Annotated in this window: 18 protein-coding genes and 1 riboswitch; of the genes, 1 reads left to right on the plus strand and 17 read right to left on the minus strand. The window is 66.5% G+C overall.

The genetic code is table 11. The features are described from left to right. Positions 1–50 precede the first annotated feature (50 nt). A riboswitch (FMN riboswitch) is annotated at positions 51–211 on the minus strand. 62 nt (positions 212–273) lie between these two features. From ribD to mihF, 10 genes are all read right to left on the minus strand, one after another. Continuing rightward, complete coding sequence (gene ribD / locus CSW57_RS08680) at positions 274–1,260, minus strand: bifunctional diaminohydroxyphosphoribosylaminopyrimidine deaminase/5-amino-6-(5-phosphoribosylamino)uracil reductase RibD (RefSeq protein WP_189339190.1); 987 nt, start codon at positions 1,258–1,260, stop codon at positions 274–276. 41 nt (positions 1,261–1,301) lie between these two features. Then, a complete protein-coding gene (rpe, locus tag CSW57_RS08685) occupies positions 1,302–1,970 on the minus strand; it encodes a ribulose-phosphate 3-epimerase (protein ID WP_099382386.1) in 669 nt (222 codons plus the stop codon). An 88-nt stretch (positions 1,971–2,058) separates the two neighbouring features. Then, entirely contained in the window at positions 2,059–3,426 is a 1,368-nt protein-coding gene (locus CSW57_RS08690; RefSeq protein ID WP_099382387.1) for an RsmB/NOP family class I SAM-dependent RNA methyltransferase, read from the minus strand. After that, positions 3,423–4,358: a methionyl-tRNA formyltransferase gene (gene fmt / locus CSW57_RS08695; RefSeq protein ID WP_099382388.1), complete on the minus strand. Its 936-nt coding sequence runs from the start codon at positions 4,356–4,358 to the stop codon at positions 3,423–3,425. Before fmt ends, CSW57_RS08690 begins: the two co-directional genes overlap by 4 nt. Before the next feature lie 69 nt (positions 4,359–4,427). Then, positions 4,428–6,410, minus strand: coding sequence for a primosomal protein N' (locus tag CSW57_RS08700; RefSeq protein WP_099382490.1), 1,983 nt, complete (start codon positions 6,408–6,410; stop codon positions 4,428–4,430). Between the two features lie 50 nt (positions 6,411–6,460). Next, a complete protein-coding gene (gene metK, locus CSW57_RS08705; RefSeq protein ID WP_099382389.1) occupies positions 6,461–7,669 on the minus strand; it encodes a methionine adenosyltransferase in 1,209 nt (402 codons plus the stop codon). 85 nt (positions 7,670–7,754) lie between these two features. Further along, the gene (coaBC, locus tag CSW57_RS08710; RefSeq protein WP_099382390.1) at positions 7,755–9,032 is read right to left on the minus strand and encodes a bifunctional phosphopantothenoylcysteine decarboxylase/phosphopantothenate--cysteine ligase CoaBC; all 1,278 of its coding nucleotides are present in this window, start codon (positions 9,030–9,032) and stop codon (positions 7,755–7,757) included. Positions 9,033–9,064: 32 nt separating this feature from the next. After that, positions 9,065–9,382: a DNA-directed RNA polymerase subunit omega gene (rpoZ, locus tag CSW57_RS08715; RefSeq protein WP_369792635.1), complete on the minus strand. Its 318-nt coding sequence runs from the start codon at positions 9,380–9,382 to the stop codon at positions 9,065–9,067. Beyond that, positions 9,375–9,965 carry a guanylate kinase gene (gene gmk, locus CSW57_RS08720; protein WP_099382391.1) on the minus strand — a complete coding sequence of 197 codons (591 nt, stop codon included), beginning with the start codon at positions 9,963–9,965 and terminating at the stop codon, positions 9,375–9,377. Before gmk ends, rpoZ begins: the two co-directional genes overlap by 8 nt. 10 nt (positions 9,966–9,975) lie before the next feature. Beyond that, entirely contained in the window at positions 9,976–10,293 is a 318-nt protein-coding gene (mihF, locus tag CSW57_RS08725; RefSeq protein WP_099382392.1) for an integration host factor, actinobacterial type, read from the minus strand. A gap of 530 nt (positions 10,294–10,823) precedes the next feature. Between mihF and CSW57_RS08730 the strand changes: the two genes are divergently transcribed. Beyond that, positions 10,824–11,984: an alpha/beta hydrolase gene (locus tag CSW57_RS08730; protein WP_370623932.1), complete on the plus strand. Its 1,161-nt coding sequence runs from the start codon at positions 10,824–10,826 to the stop codon at positions 11,982–11,984. Here the strand turns inward: CSW57_RS08730 and pyrF are convergent. Genes pyrF through pyrR form a run of 7 tightly spaced genes read right to left on the minus strand, consistent with a single transcriptional unit; the run spans position 11,981 to position 20,669 of the window. Further along, a complete protein-coding gene (pyrF, locus tag CSW57_RS08735) occupies positions 11,981–12,841 on the minus strand; it encodes an orotidine-5'-phosphate decarboxylase (protein WP_099382393.1) in 861 nt (286 codons plus the stop codon). The two genes, CSW57_RS08730 and pyrF, sit on opposite strands and share 4 nt — an antisense overlap. Further along, on the minus strand, positions 12,842–16,177 hold the full coding sequence (carB, locus tag CSW57_RS08740) for a carbamoyl-phosphate synthase large subunit (RefSeq protein ID WP_099382394.1): 3,336 nt from the start codon (positions 16,175–16,177) through the stop codon (positions 12,842–12,844). After that, entirely contained in the window at positions 16,177–17,352 is a 1,176-nt protein-coding gene (gene carA, locus CSW57_RS08745) for a glutamine-hydrolyzing carbamoyl-phosphate synthase small subunit (protein ID WP_223249127.1), read from the minus strand. The genes carB and carA overlap by 1 nt, the downstream gene beginning before the upstream one ends. Further along, positions 17,349–17,852, minus strand: coding sequence for a PH-like domain-containing protein (locus CSW57_RS08750; protein ID WP_099382396.1), 504 nt, complete (start codon positions 17,850–17,852; stop codon positions 17,349–17,351). Before CSW57_RS08750 ends, carA begins: the two co-directional genes overlap by 4 nt. Further along, on the minus strand, positions 17,849–19,150 hold the full coding sequence (locus CSW57_RS08755) for a dihydroorotase (RefSeq protein ID WP_099382397.1): 1,302 nt from the start codon (positions 19,148–19,150) through the stop codon (positions 17,849–17,851). Before CSW57_RS08755 ends, CSW57_RS08750 begins: the two co-directional genes overlap by 4 nt. Further along, a complete protein-coding gene (locus CSW57_RS08760) occupies positions 19,147–20,091 on the minus strand; it encodes an aspartate carbamoyltransferase catalytic subunit (RefSeq protein WP_023959467.1) in 945 nt (314 codons plus the stop codon). Before CSW57_RS08760 ends, CSW57_RS08755 begins: the two co-directional genes overlap by 4 nt. Then, positions 20,091–20,669: a bifunctional pyr operon transcriptional regulator/uracil phosphoribosyltransferase PyrR gene (gene pyrR / locus CSW57_RS08765; RefSeq protein ID WP_099382398.1), complete on the minus strand. Its 579-nt coding sequence runs from the start codon at positions 20,667–20,669 to the stop codon at positions 20,091–20,093. Before pyrR ends, CSW57_RS08760 begins: the two co-directional genes overlap by 1 nt. Positions 20,670–20,692: the final 23 nt, after the last annotated feature.

Consider the following 20,692-nt stretch of genomic DNA (forward strand, 5'->3'; position numbering starts at 1 on the left):
TGCTGCGATCTCAGGGCGGCGTCGCACGTGCCGATCCATCGGACCGGCCGTGGTGTTCTCTTTCATCCGGACTATCACCGTCGGCTCCGGAATCTCACCGGAATCTGCTGACCCCGCATCGGGTGTGATGCGGGCGCTCGCGGGCTCCGCGGACGAACTGTCGCCCACGATTACCGCCGGTGGGGAATTGCACCCCGCCCCGAGAACTTCCACTTACGAAGTTAGCACATCCATCGATCCCGCTGACCAGCGAGAAGACCATGAAATGGCCGGTCAGCGGGTTGCGGTCAGGGTGAGCAGAACGTCGTCACCGAGTGTCTCCACACGATCGGTCGAAAATCGCCTCGCCTGTTGCAGGGTGGTGACCGTGTCGTCCGTGATCGCCGGGAGTCCCCCGCCGATCACCAGCGGGGCGACATACGCCTGCACCCGGTCGACCAGACCCGCCGCGAAGAACGCACCGAGCAACCGTGATCCGCCCTCGATCTGCACATTGCTCAGCTCGGCCAGGGCCTCCACCACGGCCGCCGGTTCGTGCTCATGAATGCGGATGGTGCGCGCTCGACCGTCGAACACCTTGGCCTGTGGCGGGATGGCCGACGATCCGACGACGACTCGCAATGGCTGGTGTTCCCGGAGTGAGCCGTCGGGGTACCTCGCGGTGAGGCTCGGGTCGTCGGCCAGTACGGTGCCCGTGCCGACGACGATCGCGTCGATCTGCGCACGTTCGTCGTGCACACGCTCACGTGCGGCCGGACCCGTGATCCACTGGCTCGAGCCGTCGGGCGCAGCGACCCGTCCGTCGACGGATGCGGCGAACTTGGCGGTCACCATCGGACGGCCGTGCTCCTGACGGAACAACCACTCGCGAAGCGGGCCGGTGGCCACCGTGTCGGCGCACACGCCGCCGTGCACATCGAGTCCCGCAGCCTCGAGTCGCTGATGTCCTCCCGTGGCAACGGGGTTGGGGTCGGCGACCGCGTAATGGACAACTCTGATTCCGGCGGCGATCAGTGCCTCAGAACACGGCCCGGTTCGCCCGGTGTGGTTGCACGGCTCGAGGGTCACCACGGCGGTCCCACCCGCAGCTCTGTCTCCTGCCTGCCCGAGAGCGACCACCTCGGCGTGCGGGCCCCCGGCCTCCCTGGTGTGTCCGACCCCGGCGACGTGTCCGTCGGCGTCCAGGATCACCGCGCCTACCGGCGGGTTCGGCGTGCTCAGTCCGCGCGCGCCGATCGATTCGCTCATCGCGCGGTGCATCGCCGCTGAGACAGGTCCGGTCACGGGAGTCGCCGCGCCCGTCACTGTCGAGCGCTGAGCGCCTGTGCGCGAAGCGATTCGACGGCGTGCGCGGGGTCATCGGCCCCGTAGACCGCCGACCCCGCAACAAAACAATCGACACCGGCCGCGGCCGCTTGTTCGATGGTGTCCGCGTTGATGCCCCCGTCGATCTCGACCAGCACCCGCAATTCTCCGGAATCGACGAGCTTCCGGATGCGCCGGACCTTGTCGAGGACGTCGGGGATGAACGACTGCCCGCCGAAACCGGGTTCCACACTCATCACCAGCAACGTGTCGAACTCTTTGAGGATCTCGAGGTATGGGTCGAGGGACGTGCCGGGTTTGATACTCAGACCTGCCTTCGCGCCGGCGGCCCGGATATCGCGCCCCACGGCCACGGGATCGTCGGTGGCCTCCGCGTGAAAGGTGACGTTGTGTGCCCCCGCCTCGGCATAACCTGGGGCCCACCGCTTCGGGTCCTCGATCATCAGGTGGCAGTCGATCGGTATGTCCGTGCTCTTGAGCAGGCTTTGTACGACCGGTAGGCCGAGAGTGAGGTTCGGGACGAAGTGACCGTCCATCACATCGACGTGTAGCCAATCGGCACCGGTGACCGCATCTGCTTCGGCTCCGAGCCTGGCGAAGTCGGCGGACAGGATGGACGGCGCGATCATCGGCTGATTCGACATGCAGTCATCCTAATGTCGGGCCCAGACCCAACCCAACGGACCGGTCCGGACTGTTGCACACGCGTTTTGGCGCGTCGTCCCCCGCCGATCAGTTCTTGCGGAGTGCCGCGAAGAACATGGCGTCGGTGCCGTGCAGGTGAGGCCAGAGCTGCACGTACGGCCCTTCGGTCCGATCATCGACGGGCACCAGGTCAGGGGTGTCCAGTGCGGTCACCGGCAACTCGGCGATCGCCCAATCCGCCACCTCGCGGGTTTCGGCCGGGTGTGGTGAGCACGTGGAGTAGACCACCACACCGCCCGGCCGCAGCTGGTCCACCGCCGACGCCAGCAACTGCTTCTGCAGCGCGACGAGATCGGGAACGTCACCTGGGTTGCGCCGCCACCGAGCCTCTGGCCGGCGCCGGAGGGCACCGAGACCGGTGCACGGGGCGTCCACCAGCACACGGTCGAACCCTGGCTCCAGGCCTGGGTCACGCCCGTCGCCGACGATCACGTCGACGGGTAGCTCCCTGGTTGCCTTTCGGATCAATTCGGCGCGGTGCGGGGCCTTCTCGACCGCGGTGACCCGCGCACCGTCAATGTCGGCAAGAGCACCGAGCAAAGCCGCCTTGCCACCAGGACCGGCGCACAGGTCGAGCCATCGACCGGCGTCGTCGCCGTCGAGTGGTGCGATCGCCAGCGCGCGGGCCACCAGTTGACTGCCTTCGTCCTGGACGCCGGCAAGACCTTCACGGATCGGTTCGATGTCGCCGGGATCGCCGCTGTCGAGGTACACGCAGTAGGGCGAGTAGCGGCCCACGTCACCTCCGGTGGCGGCGGCGAGTTCGTCGGCGGTGATCATGCCCGGCCGGGCGACCAGATGGGTCGACGGGCGTTCGTCGTCCGCAGCCAGTGCGGCCTGCAGAGCACCCGCCGAACCACCGAGCGCGTCGTCGAACACCTCGGCTATCCAGCGCGGATGAGCATACTGAAATGCCAGATGGCCGATCAGGTCTTCACTGATCGACGGTGCGAGCGCGTCCACCCACAGCTCTTCGGTGCGCTGAGAAATCTTGCGTAACACTGCGTTTGCGAAACCCACAGGTCCGTGACCGGCGCGGGACCGGACGAGATCCACCGACGTCGAGACTGCGGCATGAGCGCCGATCCGCGTCCGCAACAGTTGGTATGCACCCAACCGCAGCACATCGAGGACCACCCCGTCGATCTCCTCGACGGGCCTTTTCGCGACTTCGGAGATGATCTGGTCGAGCAACCCCACCGCGCGGCTGGTGCCGTAGGTCAGTTCGGTGGCCAGGGCAGCGTCGCGGCCGGTGATCTTGCGGTCCCGCAACATCTTCGGCAGTACCAGGTTGGCGTAGGCGTCGCGCTCACGCACAGCGGCCAGCACCTCCACGGCAGCCTGCCGGGCCGGATCTATCGGGGTGTGTTCCTGATCGTCCACGGGGCGGTTCATGTGAGTGCCTGTCCATCGGTGAGCCTGGCCCCGCGCGCCCAGTCGGGACCGGCCATTGCTTTCTTGCCTTGCGGCTGAACGGAATCGAGTCGAATCGGCACCGTCTTGGTACCCACGTACAGGGCCTTTTTCGTCACGGCCAGCTCGCCCGGAGCTGGCGTCACATCGACCGGATCGGTGACCATCGACGCACGTAACACCTTGACCCGCAGATCATCCAGAGTGGTCCAGGCACCCGGGTGGGGTGTCATCGCCCGGATGTGCCGATCGGTCAGGTGCGCCGGTAGGTCCCAGCGAATGCGTGCGTCGTCGATGGTGATCTTCGGAGCCGTGCTGATGCCATCGACCGGTTGCGGCTTGGCTTCCAGGTAGCCGTCCTCGATGCCGTCGAGGGTGGTCACCAGCAGGTGCGCCCCTGTCTCGGACAGCCGACCCAGCAGGTCGCCTGCGGTGTCGGTGTCGCGGATCCGTTCGGTCACCACGCCGAAGACCGGGCCGGTGTCGAGGCCTGCTTCGAGCCGAAAAGTGCTCGCTCCGGTCATCTCGTCGCCCGCACCGATCGCCGCCTGCACCGGCGCAGCGCCGCGCCATGACGGTAACAACGAAAAATGCAGATTGACCCAACCGTGGGTGGGTAGATCCAGCAGCTCCGGCGGTACCAGTCCGCCGTAGGCCACCACCGGGGCGCACTCGGGCGCCCACTCTCGTAATTGCTCGACTGCCTCTGCGTCTTTGAGCCTTCGCGGGGTGATCACGGGGATGGCGTGCTCGTCGGCGAGGGCAGCCACCGGTGACCGCGTGATCTTCCGTCCCCGGCCCGCTGCTGCATCGGGCCGACTGATCACGCCCACGACCTCATGGCGGGGCGACTCGATCAACGCCTTGAGAGACGCAACCGCGGGTTCGGGCGTGCCTGCGAACACCACCCGCATGTAGTACCCCAATCTCCGAGTCTTGTCCGCGTGTTCGCGGCCGACCAACAGCCTAGCCACCCAGAAGCCCTAGCCGATGGTGGGCGGATCCATCTGCACCCTGATCGGCTGGGAATCGTGTTGTGCATTCCGGCCGACCTGCGCTGCATGAAGAGCCGCAGCCAGTTCTCGACCTTGAGATCTCTTACACCGCAGCAGTATTCGCTGCGGGTCGGAGATCTCGTCGCGATTGAGGCCAGAGGGCAACCGCACGCCGGCTGGTAATTCAACCGGACCCAGCACCTCACCACCCGGCGGGAGGTGGACGGTTTCGGCAAAGGCGACGATGGCCGGACCGGCGCCGTCGATCGAGGCCATCGTGACTGCAGGCGGGAACCCGAGTTCAGTCCGCTGCGCAACCTCGTTCTCGGCGAAGCCGACGGGATCCCAACGGATCACCGACTGCACCGGGCCGAGTCCCGCGTCGGCGACGATCACCACTGCTCCCCCACGTCCGTGGGGACGTACGAGCATGGCAGCGGACAGCCAGCGCCGAACCGCCTCTTCGCCGGCTCGCAGTTCGGTGCGATCGAGCTGCGCCCACGTGTCCAGCAGGATGGCGGCGCCGTAACCGTCTTCGGCAACGGGCTCGGCGCCCGGGGTGCTGACCACGACACGGGGACCGCTGCCGATGCTGTCGACGATCTTGTCTCCGCCCGAGGTGAGGACAGGAACCCCCGGGAATGCGCGGCCCAGTTCTTCGGCCGTCCGGCGAGCCCCCGTCGTCAGCGCCCTCACCTTGGTGAAACCACATTCGATGCAGCGGAAGTCGGCTTCGGGATGACCGCACCACCGGCAGCTCAACAATCCCACCGAATTGCTGTCGGACCCGGCACCATCGGTCGGCACCGGGCCGTCTGCCTGCATCGGTCCGTGGCATCGACGGCAACGTACATGGGACCGGCACCGTTCACAGGCCAGCGACGGTAGATAACCGCGCCTGGGCACGCTGAAGAGCACGGGGGCGTCGGCGGCCACGGCCGCGCGGGCCGCATCGAACGCGACGGCCGGGATTCGGGCCGAGCGGGCAAGCGGGTCACGGGCCACCCGGTTGTCCTCGTCGGAGAGGGCCGAGATGCGGGGGGATCGTTCACGCACGATCGAACGTGACGCGGTGAGGTCGTGAGCCCAGCCGGCGTCGACGAGCGCTTGGGTCTCCGCCGTACGAGCCACACCACCGAGAACCAGTGCGCATTTGTCGCTGTGCGACCGCAGGACCGCCACTTCGCGGGTATGTGGGTACGGCGCGCGTGGATCGCACAGGCTGTCGTCCCCGTCGTCCCACACGCAGATCAGTCCGAGGTCGGGAATCGGCGTGAACACCGCACTCCGGGTGCCGATCACCACCGAGGCCTGCCCGCGCAGTGCTCGCAACCACCGCCGATACCGTGCCGAAGGGCCCAATCCGGCGGACAACGACACCACCCGATCACCCAGGATCGGCTCGCACGCTGCTTCGAGTCGTACCAGATCGCGCTGGTCGGGCACCACGATGATGGCGCTGCGGCCGGCGACCACCGTGTGGCATGCGAGCTCGGCCAGTCGCCGGGGCCAGTCTTCGCCGGGCACCGCCTGCCATGCCGCGCGAGCGGCTTTGCCGTCAGCAACTGCAGCCAGGTACGACTCTGCATGCTCGTATGGCTTCCATCCGTCTACATCGACGGTCGGGGGCCTGGGGGTGCCTGGCGGGGCACCCACGGCCTGCTCGGTGCGCGCATGACGGGGCGGGATGGCCAGCCGCAGGACATCTGTCATGGTGCCCGCGTACCGGTCGGCGACCGCCCGCGCCAGCGTGGCCAGCTCCGGGGTCAGCACCGGTTCCGGCGAGACCACCCTCTCGAGCCACCCGAGCTTGCCGGGATGGTCGCTGGCCTCGATGCGGTCGAGTATGTACCCGTCGACGAGACGGCCGGAGAAACGCACCCGCACCCGGACACCGGGCTGGGCGTCCAGGTGCTGGGCATCTTGTACCTGGTAATCGAACGGCCGGTCCAGATGGGCCAGCCCGAGCATCGGCAGAACACGGGCGACCGGCAGTTCAGGTGCGAGCTGCCGCTCAGATTTCACGCGCCGGCAGCGGCCTTCAGCTTGTCAGCGCGGTCGGTGTGCTCCCACGGCAGATCGATGTCGGTGCGACCGAAGTGGCCGTACGCGGCCGTCGGTGCGTAAATCGGCCGCAACAGGTCGAGGTCGCGGATGATGGCTCCCGGTCGTAGGTCGAAGACCTCGGTGATGGCCGACTGGATCTTGGCCGGGTCGACCGTCTCGGTACCGAAGGTCTCGACGAACAAGCCGACCGGTGCTGCCTTGCCGATGGCGTAGGCGACCTGCACCTCGATGCGTCCCGCCAATCCGGCGGCAATGGCGTTCTTCGCGACCCAACGCATCGCGTACGCGGCACTCCGGTCGACCTTTGACGGGTCCTTGCCGGAGAACGCACCGCCACCGTGTCGTGACATGCCGCCGTAGGTGTCGACGATGATCTTGCGGCCGGTGAGGCCGGCATCGCCCATCGGTCCGCCCAGGACGAACTTGCCGGTGGGGTTGACCAGCAGACGGACATCGTCGGTGTTCAGGAACGGCAGGTCGAGGTCGGCGAACACCGAATCCAGGACCTTGCTGCGGATGTCGGGGGTGAGCAGGTTCTCCAGGTCGATGTCCGCGGCGTGCTGGGTGGAGACGACCACGGTGTCGAGTCGGACCGGCTTGTCGCCGTTGTACTCGATGGTCACCTGGGTCTTGCCGTCGGGACGCAGGTACGGCAGCACGCCTTCTTTGCGCACCTCGGTGAGGCGACGGGCGAGGCGGTGCGCCAGCGCGATCGGGACAGGCATGAACTCAGGCGTCTCATTGGTGGCGTATCCGAACATCAGGCCCTGGTCACCGGCACCCTGACGCGCTATCTCATCCTCGGTGATGCCCTCGACGCGCGACTCATAGGCGTTGTCGACACCCTGGGCGATCTCCGGGGACTGCGCGCCGATGGCGACGTTGACACCACAGGAGTTGCCGTCGAATCCCTTGGCCGACGAGTCGTAGCCGATCTCCAGGACCTTCTCCCGCACGATCTTGGGAATGTCGGCGTACGCCGTCGTGTTCACCTCACCCGCCACATGGACCTGACCGGTGGTGACCAGGGTCTCCACCGCAACCCGGGCACGCGGATCCTCGGTCAGCAGGGCGTCGAGGATCGAGTCGCTGATCGCGTCACAGATCTTGTCGGGATGGCCCTCGGTGACGGACTCGCTGGTGAACAAACGGGTATCGGTCATGTTTTCCTCTCGGAGGCGGTGGTCCTGAAGAGTTCGGTACGGTGCGCGACTACCCGCGGACCTCAAATTACACACGTGGGTCGAGCTACGGACATCGACCGTCTGCGCCAACACCATCTGTGCGTACAGCGTTGATCGCGTCAAGTATTCGGGTCGCCATGAGTGTTTTCGACCCGAGTGGCAGGGCAGTTTCTTCGCCCCCTGCGGCCAGGATCCAACCGGTGTTGTGGTCCATGCCGAATGCCTTGCCCTCGCCCACCGCGTTGACGACCAAGAGGTCGCATCCTTTGCGGGCCAGTTTTGCCCGGCCGTGGTCGAGAACCCCGTGCTGGAGGTCGCCGGTCTCGGCAGCGAAGCCGACGATGGCCGTCGACCGTGGGACCGAGCCACTGCGGCGAGCGGCGACCAGACCGGCGAGGATGTCCGGATTGGTGGTCAATTCGATGGGGGCCGGTCCGCTGTCGGACTTCTTGATCTTGGCGTCGGAGACCTGGACCGGCCGGAAATCGGCGACGGCCGCGGCCATGATCACCACGTCGGTCTCGGGGGCCCGCTTTCCTATCTCATCGGCCAGCTGCGCTGCGGTGGCGATGCGGATGATCTCCACACCCGCTGGATCGGGCAGGTTGGAGGTGGCCCCGGCGACCATGGTCACCTGAGCCCCTCGCTGGGCAGCGGCACGGGCGAGGGCGTACCCCTGCTTCCCGGAGCTGCGATTACCGAGGTACCGGACGGGATCGAGGGGTTCGCGCGTGCCGCCGGCACTGATCAGGAATTTGACCCCGGCGAGGTCGTACGGGAGGGCGTCGGGGCGATCGAGCAGCAGTTCACCCAGCAGCGATATCTCCTGCGGATCGGGCAGACGTCCGGCCCCGGTGTCGACACCGGTCAAACGGCCCGATGCGGGAGTCATCACGGTGGCGCCATGCTCCCGGAGGGTGCTCACATTCGCTTGCGTGGCCGGGTGCTCCCACATCTCGGTGTGCATCGCCGGGACGAACAGGACCGGGCATCGCGCGGTCAACAACGTCGATGTCAACAGGTCGTCGGCGCGCCCACTCGCAGCGCGAGCCATCAGATCGGCGGTCGCCGGCGCGATCAACACCAGGTCCGCTTCCTGACCGAGACGGACGTGAGGCACGCGCGGCACATCGGCGAACACCTCGGTGCTGACGGGGTTACCGCTGAGCGCCTCGAATGTTGCCGCACCGACGAACTTCAACGCCGATTCGGTGGGGATGACACGCACGTGATGGCCGGCCTCGGTGAAGTGACGCACCACCGAGCCGACCTTGTACGCGGCTATGCCGCCACCGACCCCGATGACGATGTTCTTACGCGTCGTACCGACGTTCTCGCCCACGAACTCTCGCCTCCGGACCGGGTTGAGGGAAGCTACTCGCCTTCGGTGTGCTCGAGAAGGTCCGCGTGGATCTCGCGCATGGCGATGGAGAGAGGCTTCTCCTGGAGGCCCGGCTCGACGAGGGGTCCGACGTACTCGAGGATGCCGTCACCGAGCTGGTTGTAGTAGTCGTTGATCTGACGCGCACGCTTGGCGGCGTAGATGACCAGCGCGTACTTCGAAGAAGCGCGTTCCAGCAGCTCGTCGATCGGCGGGTTCGTGATGCCCAGGGGTGTGTCATACGCGGTTGCGTCGACCTCGCCGATGAACTCGTCTGGGGTGGTCAAGCTGCTCACATTGCTCCTACGAATTATTCAAATGGGATTCAACCAGCAAGGATACCAAGTGCTTGGCCACCGAGTCGACTTCGTCGTTCACCACGACGTGGTCGAACTCGTCGGCACTGTCCAATTCGGCCTTCGCGGTCTGCAGTCGCCGCTCGATCACCTCGTCGGATTCGGTCCCGCGGCCGCGCAGCCGGGACACCAGTTCGTCCCAGCTCGGCGGCGCGAGGAACACTGTCACGGCCTCCGGTACCGCTGCCCTGATGTTGCGGGCTCCGGCCAGATCGACCTCGACGAGCGTGGGCCTACCCTGCTCCATCGCCTCGAACACCGGCCGCGAGGGTGTGCCCGAACGTTGCAGCCCCCCGTGGATCTCGGCCCACTCCAGCAGTTCGCCGTCGGCGATCAACCGGTCGAACTCACCCGGGGTGACAAAAAAGTAGTCGCGTCCATCGACCTCACCGGCGCGCGGGGCACGGGTGGTCGCAGAGACGCTGAACATCAGGTCGGGCAACAGTTCGCGCAGCCGCCGGACCACGCTGGACTTTCCGACAGCAGAAGGGCCGGCCAATACGAGAAGCCGGCCCCTCTGTCGTTGTTCTGGGCTCACTTAGAGGCGATCAGGCAAAGTCGAACTTAGCCAACAACGCCTTACGCTGCCGGTCACCCAGGCCACGCAAACGGCGGGTCGGGGCGATCTCGAGCTCGGTCATGATCTCCTGCGCCTTGACCTTGCCCACCTTGGGCAGGGCCTCGAGCAACGCCGACACCTTCATCTTGCCCAAGATCTCGTCGTTCTCGGCGTCCTTGAGAACCTGCTTCAGATCGGTGCCGCCTCGCTTCAGGCGCTCCTTGAGCTCCGCACGGGCCCGGCGAGCGGCAGCTGCCTTCTCCAATGCAGCGGCGCGCTGCTCGTCGGTCAACTGGGGAAGGGCCACGGTTCCTCCGATTTCGTCTGTGTGATTCTCTGCCCCGCGCCGGTGGCGTCAGGGCGTCCGCCTCTGTGGGGAGGCAGCGAAAGCGACCGTACCCACGCACGTCGCCTTTTGCGACCCCCACCCCGGCATTCCCCCACTAAAACGGGTGTTGTAAGCCTTTCGAACGAGCTTCCCCGCCGTCGCACATAAGTAGCAGTTAAATCTGTCTAGTATCTGATTGATCAAACGAATGACGTTGCCAGACAACGGCATTCGCAGCACTCAACGGAAATGTCGAGCATCATGGCGTAGGTCACATCCCTGGTGCTGCTGTGACGGGTGTTCCGCGCAGGGATTTTTCGAAGTTTTTTGTCGGTGCGCGCGTGTCGGAGGGCCGTGTGACCTGTGCGAATGCCCACCCGACCGCATCGATGGCCCCGTGAAACGCGTTCACTGTCTCGTGTTAGATGTGGATCGCACACACTGACAATTCTCAGCCGGGACGGGGTTTCATCATCGTGACCAACCAACAGACTCCGCGAGAGAGTCTGCTGCCCGATCGGCTCCGGAACCTCTACGCACTGACCATCGGTGACGGCATCCGCGATGAGGTGTCGACCGAGAACGTCCTGCTGCACGACGAACCGCACCGTCGTCTGCGCCGGTTCGGGAACGCCGAGCGACTCCGTGTCGCTCGCCGCGCCGGGCACCCGCCGGTGGTACTCGTTCCGCCGATTGCCGCGCCCGCCAGCTGCTACGACCTCGACCCCGATCACTCGTTGGTCAACCACTTGCTCCAGACCGGACGCATCCCGTACGTGCTCGACATCGGCGAGATCCGGAGAAGCGACCGACACCTCGGTTTCGAAGACTTCTTCGACGACATCGTCCCGCAGGCGATCACCCGCGCGCAGACTGATTTTTATGCCGCGGATCAGGACATCTCGAGACGCACCGATGGTCCCGGTGAGGTGGACCTGGTGGCATGGAGTCTCGGCGGAACGATCAGCCTGCTCACCGTCGCCGCAGATCCCGCCCTGCCCGTCCGATCGGTCACAGCCGTGGGCACTCCCCTGGACTACGCGCTGGTACCCCCTTATCCCCTCGTGCGGCAATTGACCCGGCCGACCAAGGGTCTGGCGGTCACCGGCATTCTCCGGCTGCTCGGTGGCATCCCGGCGCCACTGGTGCAGATCGGCTACCGCGGCACTGCATGGCAACGCGAGCTGAAGAAACCGGCCTTCATCCTGTCCAACCTCGGTGACACCGAGAAGCTCGCACGGATGGAGATCGTCAATCGCTTCCAGCGAGAGTTCCCGGGCTACCCGGGCCGCCTGGCCGAACAGATGTGGGAGTGCTTCATCTATCGGGGTGAACTGGCGACCGGCGTGCTCGACCTCGGCGGGCGCCGCATCGACCTGACGAGCATCGGGGTCCCGGTCCAGCTGTTCGGGAGCCATCGCGACGCCATCGTGCCGTGGGCAGCTGCCCGGCACGGTGTCGACCTGCTCGAGGGATCACCACAGGTCCACTTCGACACCGTCGAGACGAGCCATCTGGGATTGATCGCCGGGCCCGACGCCATCTCCGGCACGTGGCCGCGTATCGATCAGTTCCTGGAGTCATTGCCGGTGAACTCCGCGCCGGCAGACGAGACCACACCTCACGGCGACGCCCGGGCCGAGGCACTCGAACAGGAGGTCTCGGGCTAGGCCTGGTCCCCGAACGCCGCCTCGATCTCGTCCCGGGTGCGGCGCGCGGCATCGCGCAGTGCTGTCACATCGGGGCCGTGACGCAGCACCGAGCGGGAGCTGGCCGGCAGCACCCACCGTTGATCGGCGTCGGCGAACACAGCGGGCAGATCGCTCGCCGCGGCTCCTTGGGCACCAAGGCCCGGGGCCAGGATCGGCGCGCCCAGTTCCGCCAGCTGCAGGCCGTGGTGCCGGGTCGCGCCGACCACCAGTCCGACGGTCGCGCGACCATCGGAGTTTTCTGCCGCAGCCGCATCGACGATGCTCTGGGCCACTGTGACGCCACCGTCGCCCCGGGCCAGCTGGAGCGACTCCCCCTCAGGGTTGGAGGTGCGGGCCAGCGCGAACACGGCCCTTCCCTCCGAGCGCGCGAGTTCGATGGCGGGGCTCAGTGATCCGAAGCCGAGGTACGGCGAGACGGTCAGGGCATCTGCGCACAGCGGTGATGCCGGCTCGAGCCAAGCCCGCGCGTACGCGGCCATCGTCGATCCGATGTCGCCGCGTTTCCCGTCGGCGATGACCAGCGCGCCACCGGCCTGACAACCGCTGATCACCGACTCCAGAGCCGCGAAACCTGCAGAACCGAACGTCTCGAAAAACGCCACCTGGGGTTTGATCACCGCGACGGACCCGGCAAAGGCCTCGACACAGATGTCACCGAACGCACGGACGCCCGCAGCGTCGACCGACAGTCCCCACGCCTCGAGCAGTTCCGGGTGGGGGTCGATACCCGCGCACAACCGGCCGCGGTCGGTGACCGCCGCCCGGTAGCGGTCGGCGAACGATGTGTCGCCGACCGCACCCGATGCCGCGTCCACCTACGCGCCCAGCATCGTCCGGTGCCGCTTCTGCAGCGACTGCACACCCATGGCCCCGCCCAACGCGGCTTCGATGCCCTGGATCGCCGCGCTCGCGCCCTGCACCGTGGTGATACAGGGAATGTTCACCGACACAGCGGCACTACGGATCTCGTAACCGTCGATACGTGGCCCGGAATTGCCGTAGGGGGTGTTGATCACCATGCCGATCTCCCCGGCCCGGATCCGCTCGACCACACTGACCTCTCCCTCGGGCAGCTCGCTGTCAGAGTGCTTGTACACCTGCGTGCACGCGATTCCGTTGCGCCGCAACACATGGGCGGTGCCCTCGGTGGCCAGGATGTCGAACCCCAGATCAGCGAGCCGCTTGACCGGGAACACCAGGGCGCGCTTGTCCTTGTTGGCGACGGACACGAACACCTTGCCGGACACGGGCAGTGAACCGTAGGCGGCCGTCTGCGATTTGGCGAAGGCACGGCCGAAGTCCGCGTCGATACCCATCACCTCACCGGTCGACTTCATCTCCGGGCTGAGCAGAGAGTCGACACCGGTGCCGTCGGCTCGGCGGAACCGGTTGAAGGGCAGTACGGCTTCCTTCACCGACACCGGCGAGGTGTCGGGCAGTTCGGAGCCGTCCCCTTCGGCAGGCAACATGCCGCCGGCACGGAGCTCGGCGATGGTGGCGCCCAGCATCACCCGCGCACAGGCCTTGGCCAACTGGACCGCGGTGGCCTTGGACACGAACGGAACCGTGCGGCTGGCCCGCGGATTGGCCTCGAGGACGTACAGGATGTCGTCCTTGAGCGCGTACTGGACGTTGAGCAGACCACGGACACCGATGCCCTTGGCGAGCGCCTCGGTGGACTTGCGGACGTTCTCCAGGTCCGAGCGGCCGAGTGTGATGGGCGGCAACGCACATGCGGAGTCACCCGAGTGGATGCCTGCCTCTTCGATGTGTTCCATGACCCCGCCGATGTAGCAGTCGGTGCCGTCGTAGAGCGCGTCGACGTCGATCTCGATCGCGTCCTCCAGGAATCGGTCGACGAGAACGGGATGCTCGGGCGTGATCTCGGTGGCCCGGGAGATGTAGCTGGCGAGGGAATCCTCGTCGTACACGATCTCCATACCCCGCCCGCCGAGCACGTATGAGGGCCTCACCAGCACCGGGTACCCGATGTCACCGGCGATGGCCTTGGCCTGATCGAACGTGGTCGCCATGCCGTACTTCGCAGCGGGCAGACCCGCCTCGCTGAGCACGTTGCCGAACTCACCGCGATCCTCGGCGAGATCGATCGCCGCCGGGCTTGTGCCCACGATCGGAACACCCGCAGCTTCGAGCCGATGGGCCAGACCCAGCGGGGTCTGCCCGCCGAGCTGCACGATGACGCCCTTGACAGTGCCCGACTCCGACTCGGAGTGGAACACCTCCAGCACGTCTTCGAAGGTCAACGGCTCGAAGTACAGCCGGTCGGCGGTGTCGTAGTCGGTGGACACGGTCTCCGGGTTGCAGTTGACCATGACCGTCTCGTAACCCGCCTCCGACAGCGTCATGGCGGCGTGCACACACGAGTAGTCGAACTCGATGCCCTGACCGATCCGGTTGGGGCCGGACCCGAGGATCAGCACCTTCGGCCGCTCGCGTTGTGGCGCGACTTCACTCTGTGCGGCGGGGTCGAGCTCATAGGTCGAATAGTGGTACGGCGTGACCGCCTCGAACTCGGCGGCGCAGGTGTCGACCGTCTTGTAGACCGGACGCACGCCCAGCGAGTGCCGGAGGTCGCGGATCGCGGTCTCGTCGTCCACGTCGTCGCGCAGCGCGGCGATCTGCCGGTCGGACAGACCGTTGCTCTTGGCCTCGCGGAGCAGGTTCTCGTCCAGGGTGTCCGCCTCGCGGACCCGCTGACCGAGTTGGTGGACGGCTTCGATCTCGGCGAGGAACCAGGGATCGATGGCGGTCGACTCGAACAGCTGCTCCACGGTCGCGCCCATGCCGAATGCCTGCATCAGGCCGTACAACCGGCCGTCCTTGGGCGTGCGGAGCCGTTCGAGCAGTTCGGGGAGCAACGGAGCCGGTTCGTCGGTCTCGGGTTCGGTCCAGAACCCGGCGGCCTTGGTCTCCAGCGAACGCATCACCTTTCCGAGTGCCTCGGCGAACGATCGGCCCAGCGACATGGCCTCACCCACCGACTTCATCGTGGTGGTGAGGGTGTCGTCGGCGCCGGGGAACTTCTCGAACGCAAACCGCGGCGCCTTCACCACGACGTAGTCGAGAGTGGGTTCGAAGCACGCCGGGGTCTTCTTGGTGATGTCGTTGAGGATCTCGTCGAGGCTGTAGCCGACCGCCAGCTTGGCCGCGATCTTGGCGATCGGGAACCCCGTCGCCTTCGACGCGAGCGCCGACGACCGGGACACCCTGGGGTTCATCTCGATGACCACCATCCGGCCGTCGGCGGGATCCATCGCGAACTGGATGTTGCAGCCGCCCGTGGCGACACCGACCTCACGGATGATCTCGATGGAGAGGTCGCGCATCTTCTGGTACTCGCGGTCGGTCAACGTCATCGCAGGCGCCACCGTGACCGAGTCACCGGTGTGGACACCGACGGGATCGACGTTCTCGATGGAACAGACCACCACGACGTTGTCGCGGTTGTCACGCATCAGCTCGAGCTCGTATTCCTTCCAGCCCAAGATCGACTCCTCGATCAGGACGTTGGCGCTCGGCGACGCCGCCAGCCCGCCACCGGCGATCCGGTTGAGGTCGTCGGCGTCATAGGCCATTCCCGAACCGAGCCCACCCATGGTGAACGAGGGGCGAACCACCACCGGGTAACCGAGGTCGGCCACCGTATCGTGGACCTCTTCCATGGTGAAACACACTCGGGAACGGGCGCTTTCGCCGCCTACCTTGGCAACGATGTCCTTGAACTTCTGTCGGTCCTCGCCGCGCTGGATGGCCTCGAAGTCGGCGCCGATGAGCTCGATGTCGTACTTGGCGAGAATGCCCTGGTCATGCAGATCCACTGCGGTGTTGAGCGCGGTCTGCCCGCCCAGCGTCGCGAGCACGGCGTCGATGGGATATCCGGCATCACGCTCGGCCTCGATCACCTTCTCCACGTAGGCGGCGGTGATGGGCTCGACGTAGGTCGCGTCGGCGAACTCCGGATCGGTCATGATCGTCGCGGGATTGGAATTGACCAGGCTCACCCGCAGGCCTTCGGCCTTGAGGACCCGGCAGGCCTGTGTGCCCGAATAGTCGAACTCGGAGGCCTGACCGATGACGATCGGTCCGGATCCGATGACCAGGACGTGCTTGAGGTCGGTACGGCGGGGCATCAGGCACGCGCTCCTTGCAGCAGAGAGACGAACTTCTCGAAGAGGTACGCGGCGTCGTGGGGTCCTGCCGCGGCCTCGGGGTGATATTGGACGGAAAACGCTCGGCCGTCGATGAGCTCGATGCCTTCCACCGTGCCGTCGTTGGCGCAGGTGTGGCTGATCCGGGCACGCCCGAGGTCGCTGTCGAACTCTTCGCCGGCCTCACCCTCCAGGGCGAACCCGTGATTCTGGGCGGTGATCGACACGGCTCCGGTCGTATGGTCGACCACCGGGATGTTGATTCCGCGGTGGCCGAACTTCATCTTGTAGGTACCCCGGCCGAGTGCACGGCCCAGGATCTGGTTCCCGAAGCAGATGCCGAACAGCGGGATCCCGTCACCGAGCACGCTGCGGGTGAAGTCCACCGGGTGGTCGGCGGTCGCGGGGTCGCCCGGTCCGTTGGACAGGAACACGCCGTCCGGTTTGATGTCGGCTATGGCGTCGTACGAGGTGCCCGCCGGCAGTACGTGCACCCGCACACCGTGCTGGGCGAACATGCGCGGGGTGTTGGTCTTGATCCCCAGGTCGAGCGCCGCCACCGTGAACCGGGGTTCGCCCTCGGGTTCGACGACGTATCCGTCGGTGGTCGACACCTCACCGGCCAAATCGGCACCGGACATCTCAGGCGCCTCGACCACCCGCCGGAGCAGTTCGTCCGACCCGGCGAGCGCATCTCCGGAGAAGATCCCGGCCCGCATCGACCCGTGATCGCGCAGGGTGCGCACAACAGTACGGGTGTCGATGCCTGCGATGCCGACGATGCCCTGGTTGATCAACTCGTCTTCCAGGCTGCCCGTGGCGCGCCAACTCGACACTCGTCGGCTCGGGTTGCGCACGGCGTACCCACTCACCCAGATTTTGCCGGTGTCGTCGTTGGTGGCGCTGGGATCATCCGCGCCGTAACGACTTTCGCCGTCCTCGGTGTTCCATCCGGTGTTGCCGATCTGCGGCGCGGTGGCCACCACGATCTGCCGGTGGTAGCTGGGGTCGGTGAGTGTCTCCTGATATCCGGTCATCGCCGTGCAGAAGACGGCTTCTCCGAGAGTCTGGCCGAGCGCTCCGAAGCTCGTCCCGACGTAACGTTCACCGTTCTCGAGTACCAGCACCGCGGTGGTGGCCGGTTGTTGCTGTGTCACTGCTTCTTCTTTCCGTCCTGCTCGAGAGGTTTGACCCATTGTGGGTAGATGGTCTTGTCGTCTGCGCGAATGCCCGAATCGATCTCGGTTCCCGACGGGAGGAGCCAGCGGATGACGAGGACGCCGTCCGCGGTCATCACCTTCCCTGCCAGGCCCCTTTCGGTGCGGATCGCGGTGATTTGGTCGTCCGGTATCCAGATCGGGTTGGCACCGGTGCGGTCGATGAGGATCCCGGCGTCGAAGCGGCTGATCTCCGCAACGGCACGGTCCCCGTAGTCACCGACGGCCACCCGGTCCTGCCAGCTGGGCGCGATGGTCGATCCGACGTACAACCCCGTGTGCGGGCCCAGCCGACGTGGTCCGAGAGTGGCAGGCACTTCGGGGAACGCACCGAGGAGCAACTCTTGTCGGCGGCCACGGCCTCGCCAACCGAGCAGCATCAGGCCGACGATGCCGCCCCAGGCGAGAACAACGATCAGGATCACGACTACACCGGTCATCGGGGCGCCCGGACCTTGCCGCCGTGGTTGGTCACCTCGCCGCGCAACACCGTCGCGACCACAACGCCGGGCAGGGTGAGACCGTCGAACGGTGAGTTCTCCGAGAGGCTGGCCAGCGCACCGGATTCCACTGTCCATTCCGTATCCGGATCGACCAGGGCCAGGTTCGCCGGTTCACCGACCACGATCGGGCGGCCGTGGTCGGACAGCCCGGTGATCTCTGCGGGCCGTTCGCTCATCACCTTGGCGACCCCGCGCCAGTCGAGCAGACCGGGTTCGACCATCGTCTGCACGACGATCGAGAGGGCGGTCTGCAGTCCGAGCATGCCCGGCCTCGCGTTGGCGAACTCGCAGCACTTATCCTGCGCGGCGTGGGGCGCGTGGTCCGTGGCCACACAGTCGATGATCCCGTCGGCGAGTGCCTGCCGCAGGGCGGCCTTGTCGCGACCCTCACGGAGGGGCGGATTGACCTTGTTGACGGGGTCGTAGGTCTCCAGGCGGCTGTCATCGAGGAGCAAGTGATGTGGCGTGACCTCGGCCGTGATCGAAATGCCCTGTCCACGAGCCCATTTGAGCAGCTCGACCGTGCCTTCGGTGGATGCGTGGCAGATGTGCACCCGTGCGCCTGCGTCGCGGGCGAGCAGCGCGTCGCGCGCGACGATCGACTCCTCGGCCGCCCGTGGCCAGCCGGTGAGTCCGAGCCTGGCCGCGACGGCACCTTCGTGGGCGATGGCCCCCTCGGTGAGCCGCGGTTCCTCGGCGTGCTGGGCGATGAGTACGCCGAGACCCTTCGCGTACTCGAGCGCACGGCGCATGATCAGTGGATCGTAGACACACTTGCCGTCGTCGCTGAACATCCGCACCCCGCCGACGCCGGCGGCCATCGCGCCCATCTCGGCGAGTTGGGTGCCCCCGAGCCCGACCGTGACGGCGCCCACCGGATGGACATCCACGAGGCCCACTTCTTGGCCGCGGCGCCAGACAAAATCGGTGATGACGGCACTGTCGGCGACCGGGTCGGTGTTGGCCATCGCGAACACCGCGGTGTAGCCACCCAAAGCCGCTGCCGCCGAACCGGTCTCGATGGTCTCGGTGTCTTCCCGGCCGGGTTCACGAAGGTGGGTGTGCATGTCGACGAAACCGGGCAGCAGCACAGCGCCCGCTCCGTCGAGCACATCGGCCGCCGCATCAGGCGCGATCGAGGCACCGATCTCGACGATCTCGCCACCCTCGATCAGGATGTCGACGGCGTCGTCGCCGTAGGGCCGAACATTGCGGATCAGGAGCTGCGCTGTCATGCCACGCCCTCGCTCTCGGTTCCGACCAGCAACGTGAACAGCACGGCCATCCGCATATGCACTCCGTTCGAGACCTGTTGCAGCACAGTTGCTTTGGGCGAATCCGCCACCGAGAACCCGATCTCCATGCCCCGCAGCATCGGTCCCGGGTGCAGCACCACGGCGTGGTCGGCGAGCAACGCCGACCGACGGTCGCTGAGCCCGTACCGAATGGAGTACTCGCGCGCAGACGGGAAGAAACCGCCGTTCATCCGCTCGGCCTGAACGCGTAGCAGCATGACGGCATCGACGGCGGCGAGTTCGGCATCGAGACTGTGTGACACCTCGACGGGCCACGCCTCGACACCCACGGGCAGCAGCGTGGGCGGAGCGACGAGAACCACCTGCGCCCCGAGCATGGCCAGGAGGTGCGCGTTGGAGCGGGCCACCCGCGAATGCAGCACATCGCCGACGATCGCGATCCTGCGGCCTTCGAGCGAGCCGAGCCGCTGCCGCAGCGTCAGAGCATCGAGCAGCGCCTGGGTCGGGTGTTCGTGGGTTCCGTCACCGGCGTTGATCACCGATGGTCCGGTGCCCTCTTCCCATGTCCACTGCGCGATCTGATGGGCCGCACCCGATGCGGGATGTCGAACGATCAACGCGTCCGCTCCGGCGGCGCGAAGGGTCTTGGCCGTGTCGCGCAACGACTCCCCCTTGTTCGCCGAGGAGCTCGACGCGCTGACGTTGATCACGTCGGCGCTCATCCACTTGCCCGCAACCTCGAAGGACACGCGGGTACGGGTGGAGTTCTCGTAGAACACGGTCATGATGGTCCGGCCGCGCAACGTCGGCAGCTTCTTGATCTCGCGGCCCACCAGGGCCTGCTCGAACCGTTCGGCCTCGTCGAGGAGCTCGGTGGCCGACTCGCGGGTCAGGTCGGACACCGACAGCAGATGCCGCATCAGATCTTCCCGGTTCGCAGGATCACGCGGTCCACACCGTCGTGCTCGCGCAGATGGACCTGCACGTCTTCGGTACGGGCGGTCGGGATGTTCTTGCCCACGTAGTCCGCCCGCAGGGGCAGCTCCCGATGCCCGCGGTCTACGAGCACCGCCAGTTGCACCGCGGCAGGTCGGCCGAGATCGCGCAGGGCGTCGAGCGCTGCGCGCACCGTACGACCCGAGTAGAGGACGTCGTCCACGAGGACAACCAGGGCACCGTCGACGCCGCCGGCCGGAACCGCGGTCGGTTCCAGGGCGCGGTGCGGTTTGGCACGTAGATCGTCGCGGTAGAGCGTGATGTCGAGGTACCCGACCGGCACGTGGACGCCGGCGAACTCCGCGATGTTCTCGGCGAGCCGGCGGGCGAGAAAGATACCGCGGGTAGGGATTCCGATGATGACCACTCGAGGCGCATCGGCGTCGTCCAATGCGGTCTTCTCGATGATCTGATGCGCTATGCGCGCTATGGTCCGTCCGACATCGGCGTCGTCGAGTAGTTCGCGACCCGTGTCGGTACCGTCGCCCTCGGGAGTCGGCACAGTAATCGGGACCTCCTTCTCCG

Source organism: Williamsia muralis (genome assembly GCF_002735905.1).
Lineage (GTDB): Bacteria > Actinomycetota > Actinomycetes > Mycobacteriales > Mycobacteriaceae > Williamsia > Williamsia muralis_A.

Excerpts from the sequence above, each read along its gene's own strand:
- ribD (WP_189339190.1), bottom strand. The coding sequence starts at position 1,260 with ATGCACCGCGCGATGAGCGAATCGATCGGCGCGCGCGGACTGAGCACG.
- rpe (WP_099382386.1), bottom strand. The coding sequence starts at position 1,970 with ATGTCGAATCAGCCGATGATCGCGCCGTCCATCCTGTCCGCCGACTTC.
- CSW57_RS08690 (WP_099382387.1), bottom strand. The coding sequence starts at position 3,426 with ATGAACCGCCCCGTGGACGATCAGGAACACACCCCGATAGATCCGGCC.
- fmt (WP_099382388.1), bottom strand. The coding sequence starts at position 4,358 with ATGCGGGTGGTGTTCGCAGGCACGCCCGAACCCGCGGTTGCGTCTCTC.
- CSW57_RS08700 (WP_099382490.1), bottom strand. The coding sequence starts at position 6,410 with ATGCTCGGGCTGGCCCATCTGGACCGGCCGTTCGATTACCAGGTACAA.
- metK (WP_099382389.1), bottom strand. The coding sequence starts at position 7,669 with ATGACCGATACCCGTTTGTTCACCAGCGAGTCCGTCACCGAGGGCCAT.
- carB (WP_099382394.1), bottom strand. The coding sequence starts at position 16,177 with ATGCCCCGCCGTACCGACCTCAAGCACGTCCTGGTCATCGGATCCGGA.
- CSW57_RS08750 (WP_099382396.1), bottom strand. The coding sequence starts at position 17,852 with ATGACCGGTGTAGTCGTGATCCTGATCGTTGTTCTCGCCTGGGGCGGC.
- CSW57_RS08755 (WP_099382397.1), bottom strand. The coding sequence starts at position 19,150 with ATGACAGCGCAGCTCCTGATCCGCAATGTTCGGCCCTACGGCGACGAC.
- CSW57_RS08760 (WP_023959467.1), bottom strand. The coding sequence starts at position 20,091 with ATGCGGCATCTGCTGTCGGTGTCCGACCTGACCCGCGAGTCGGCCACC.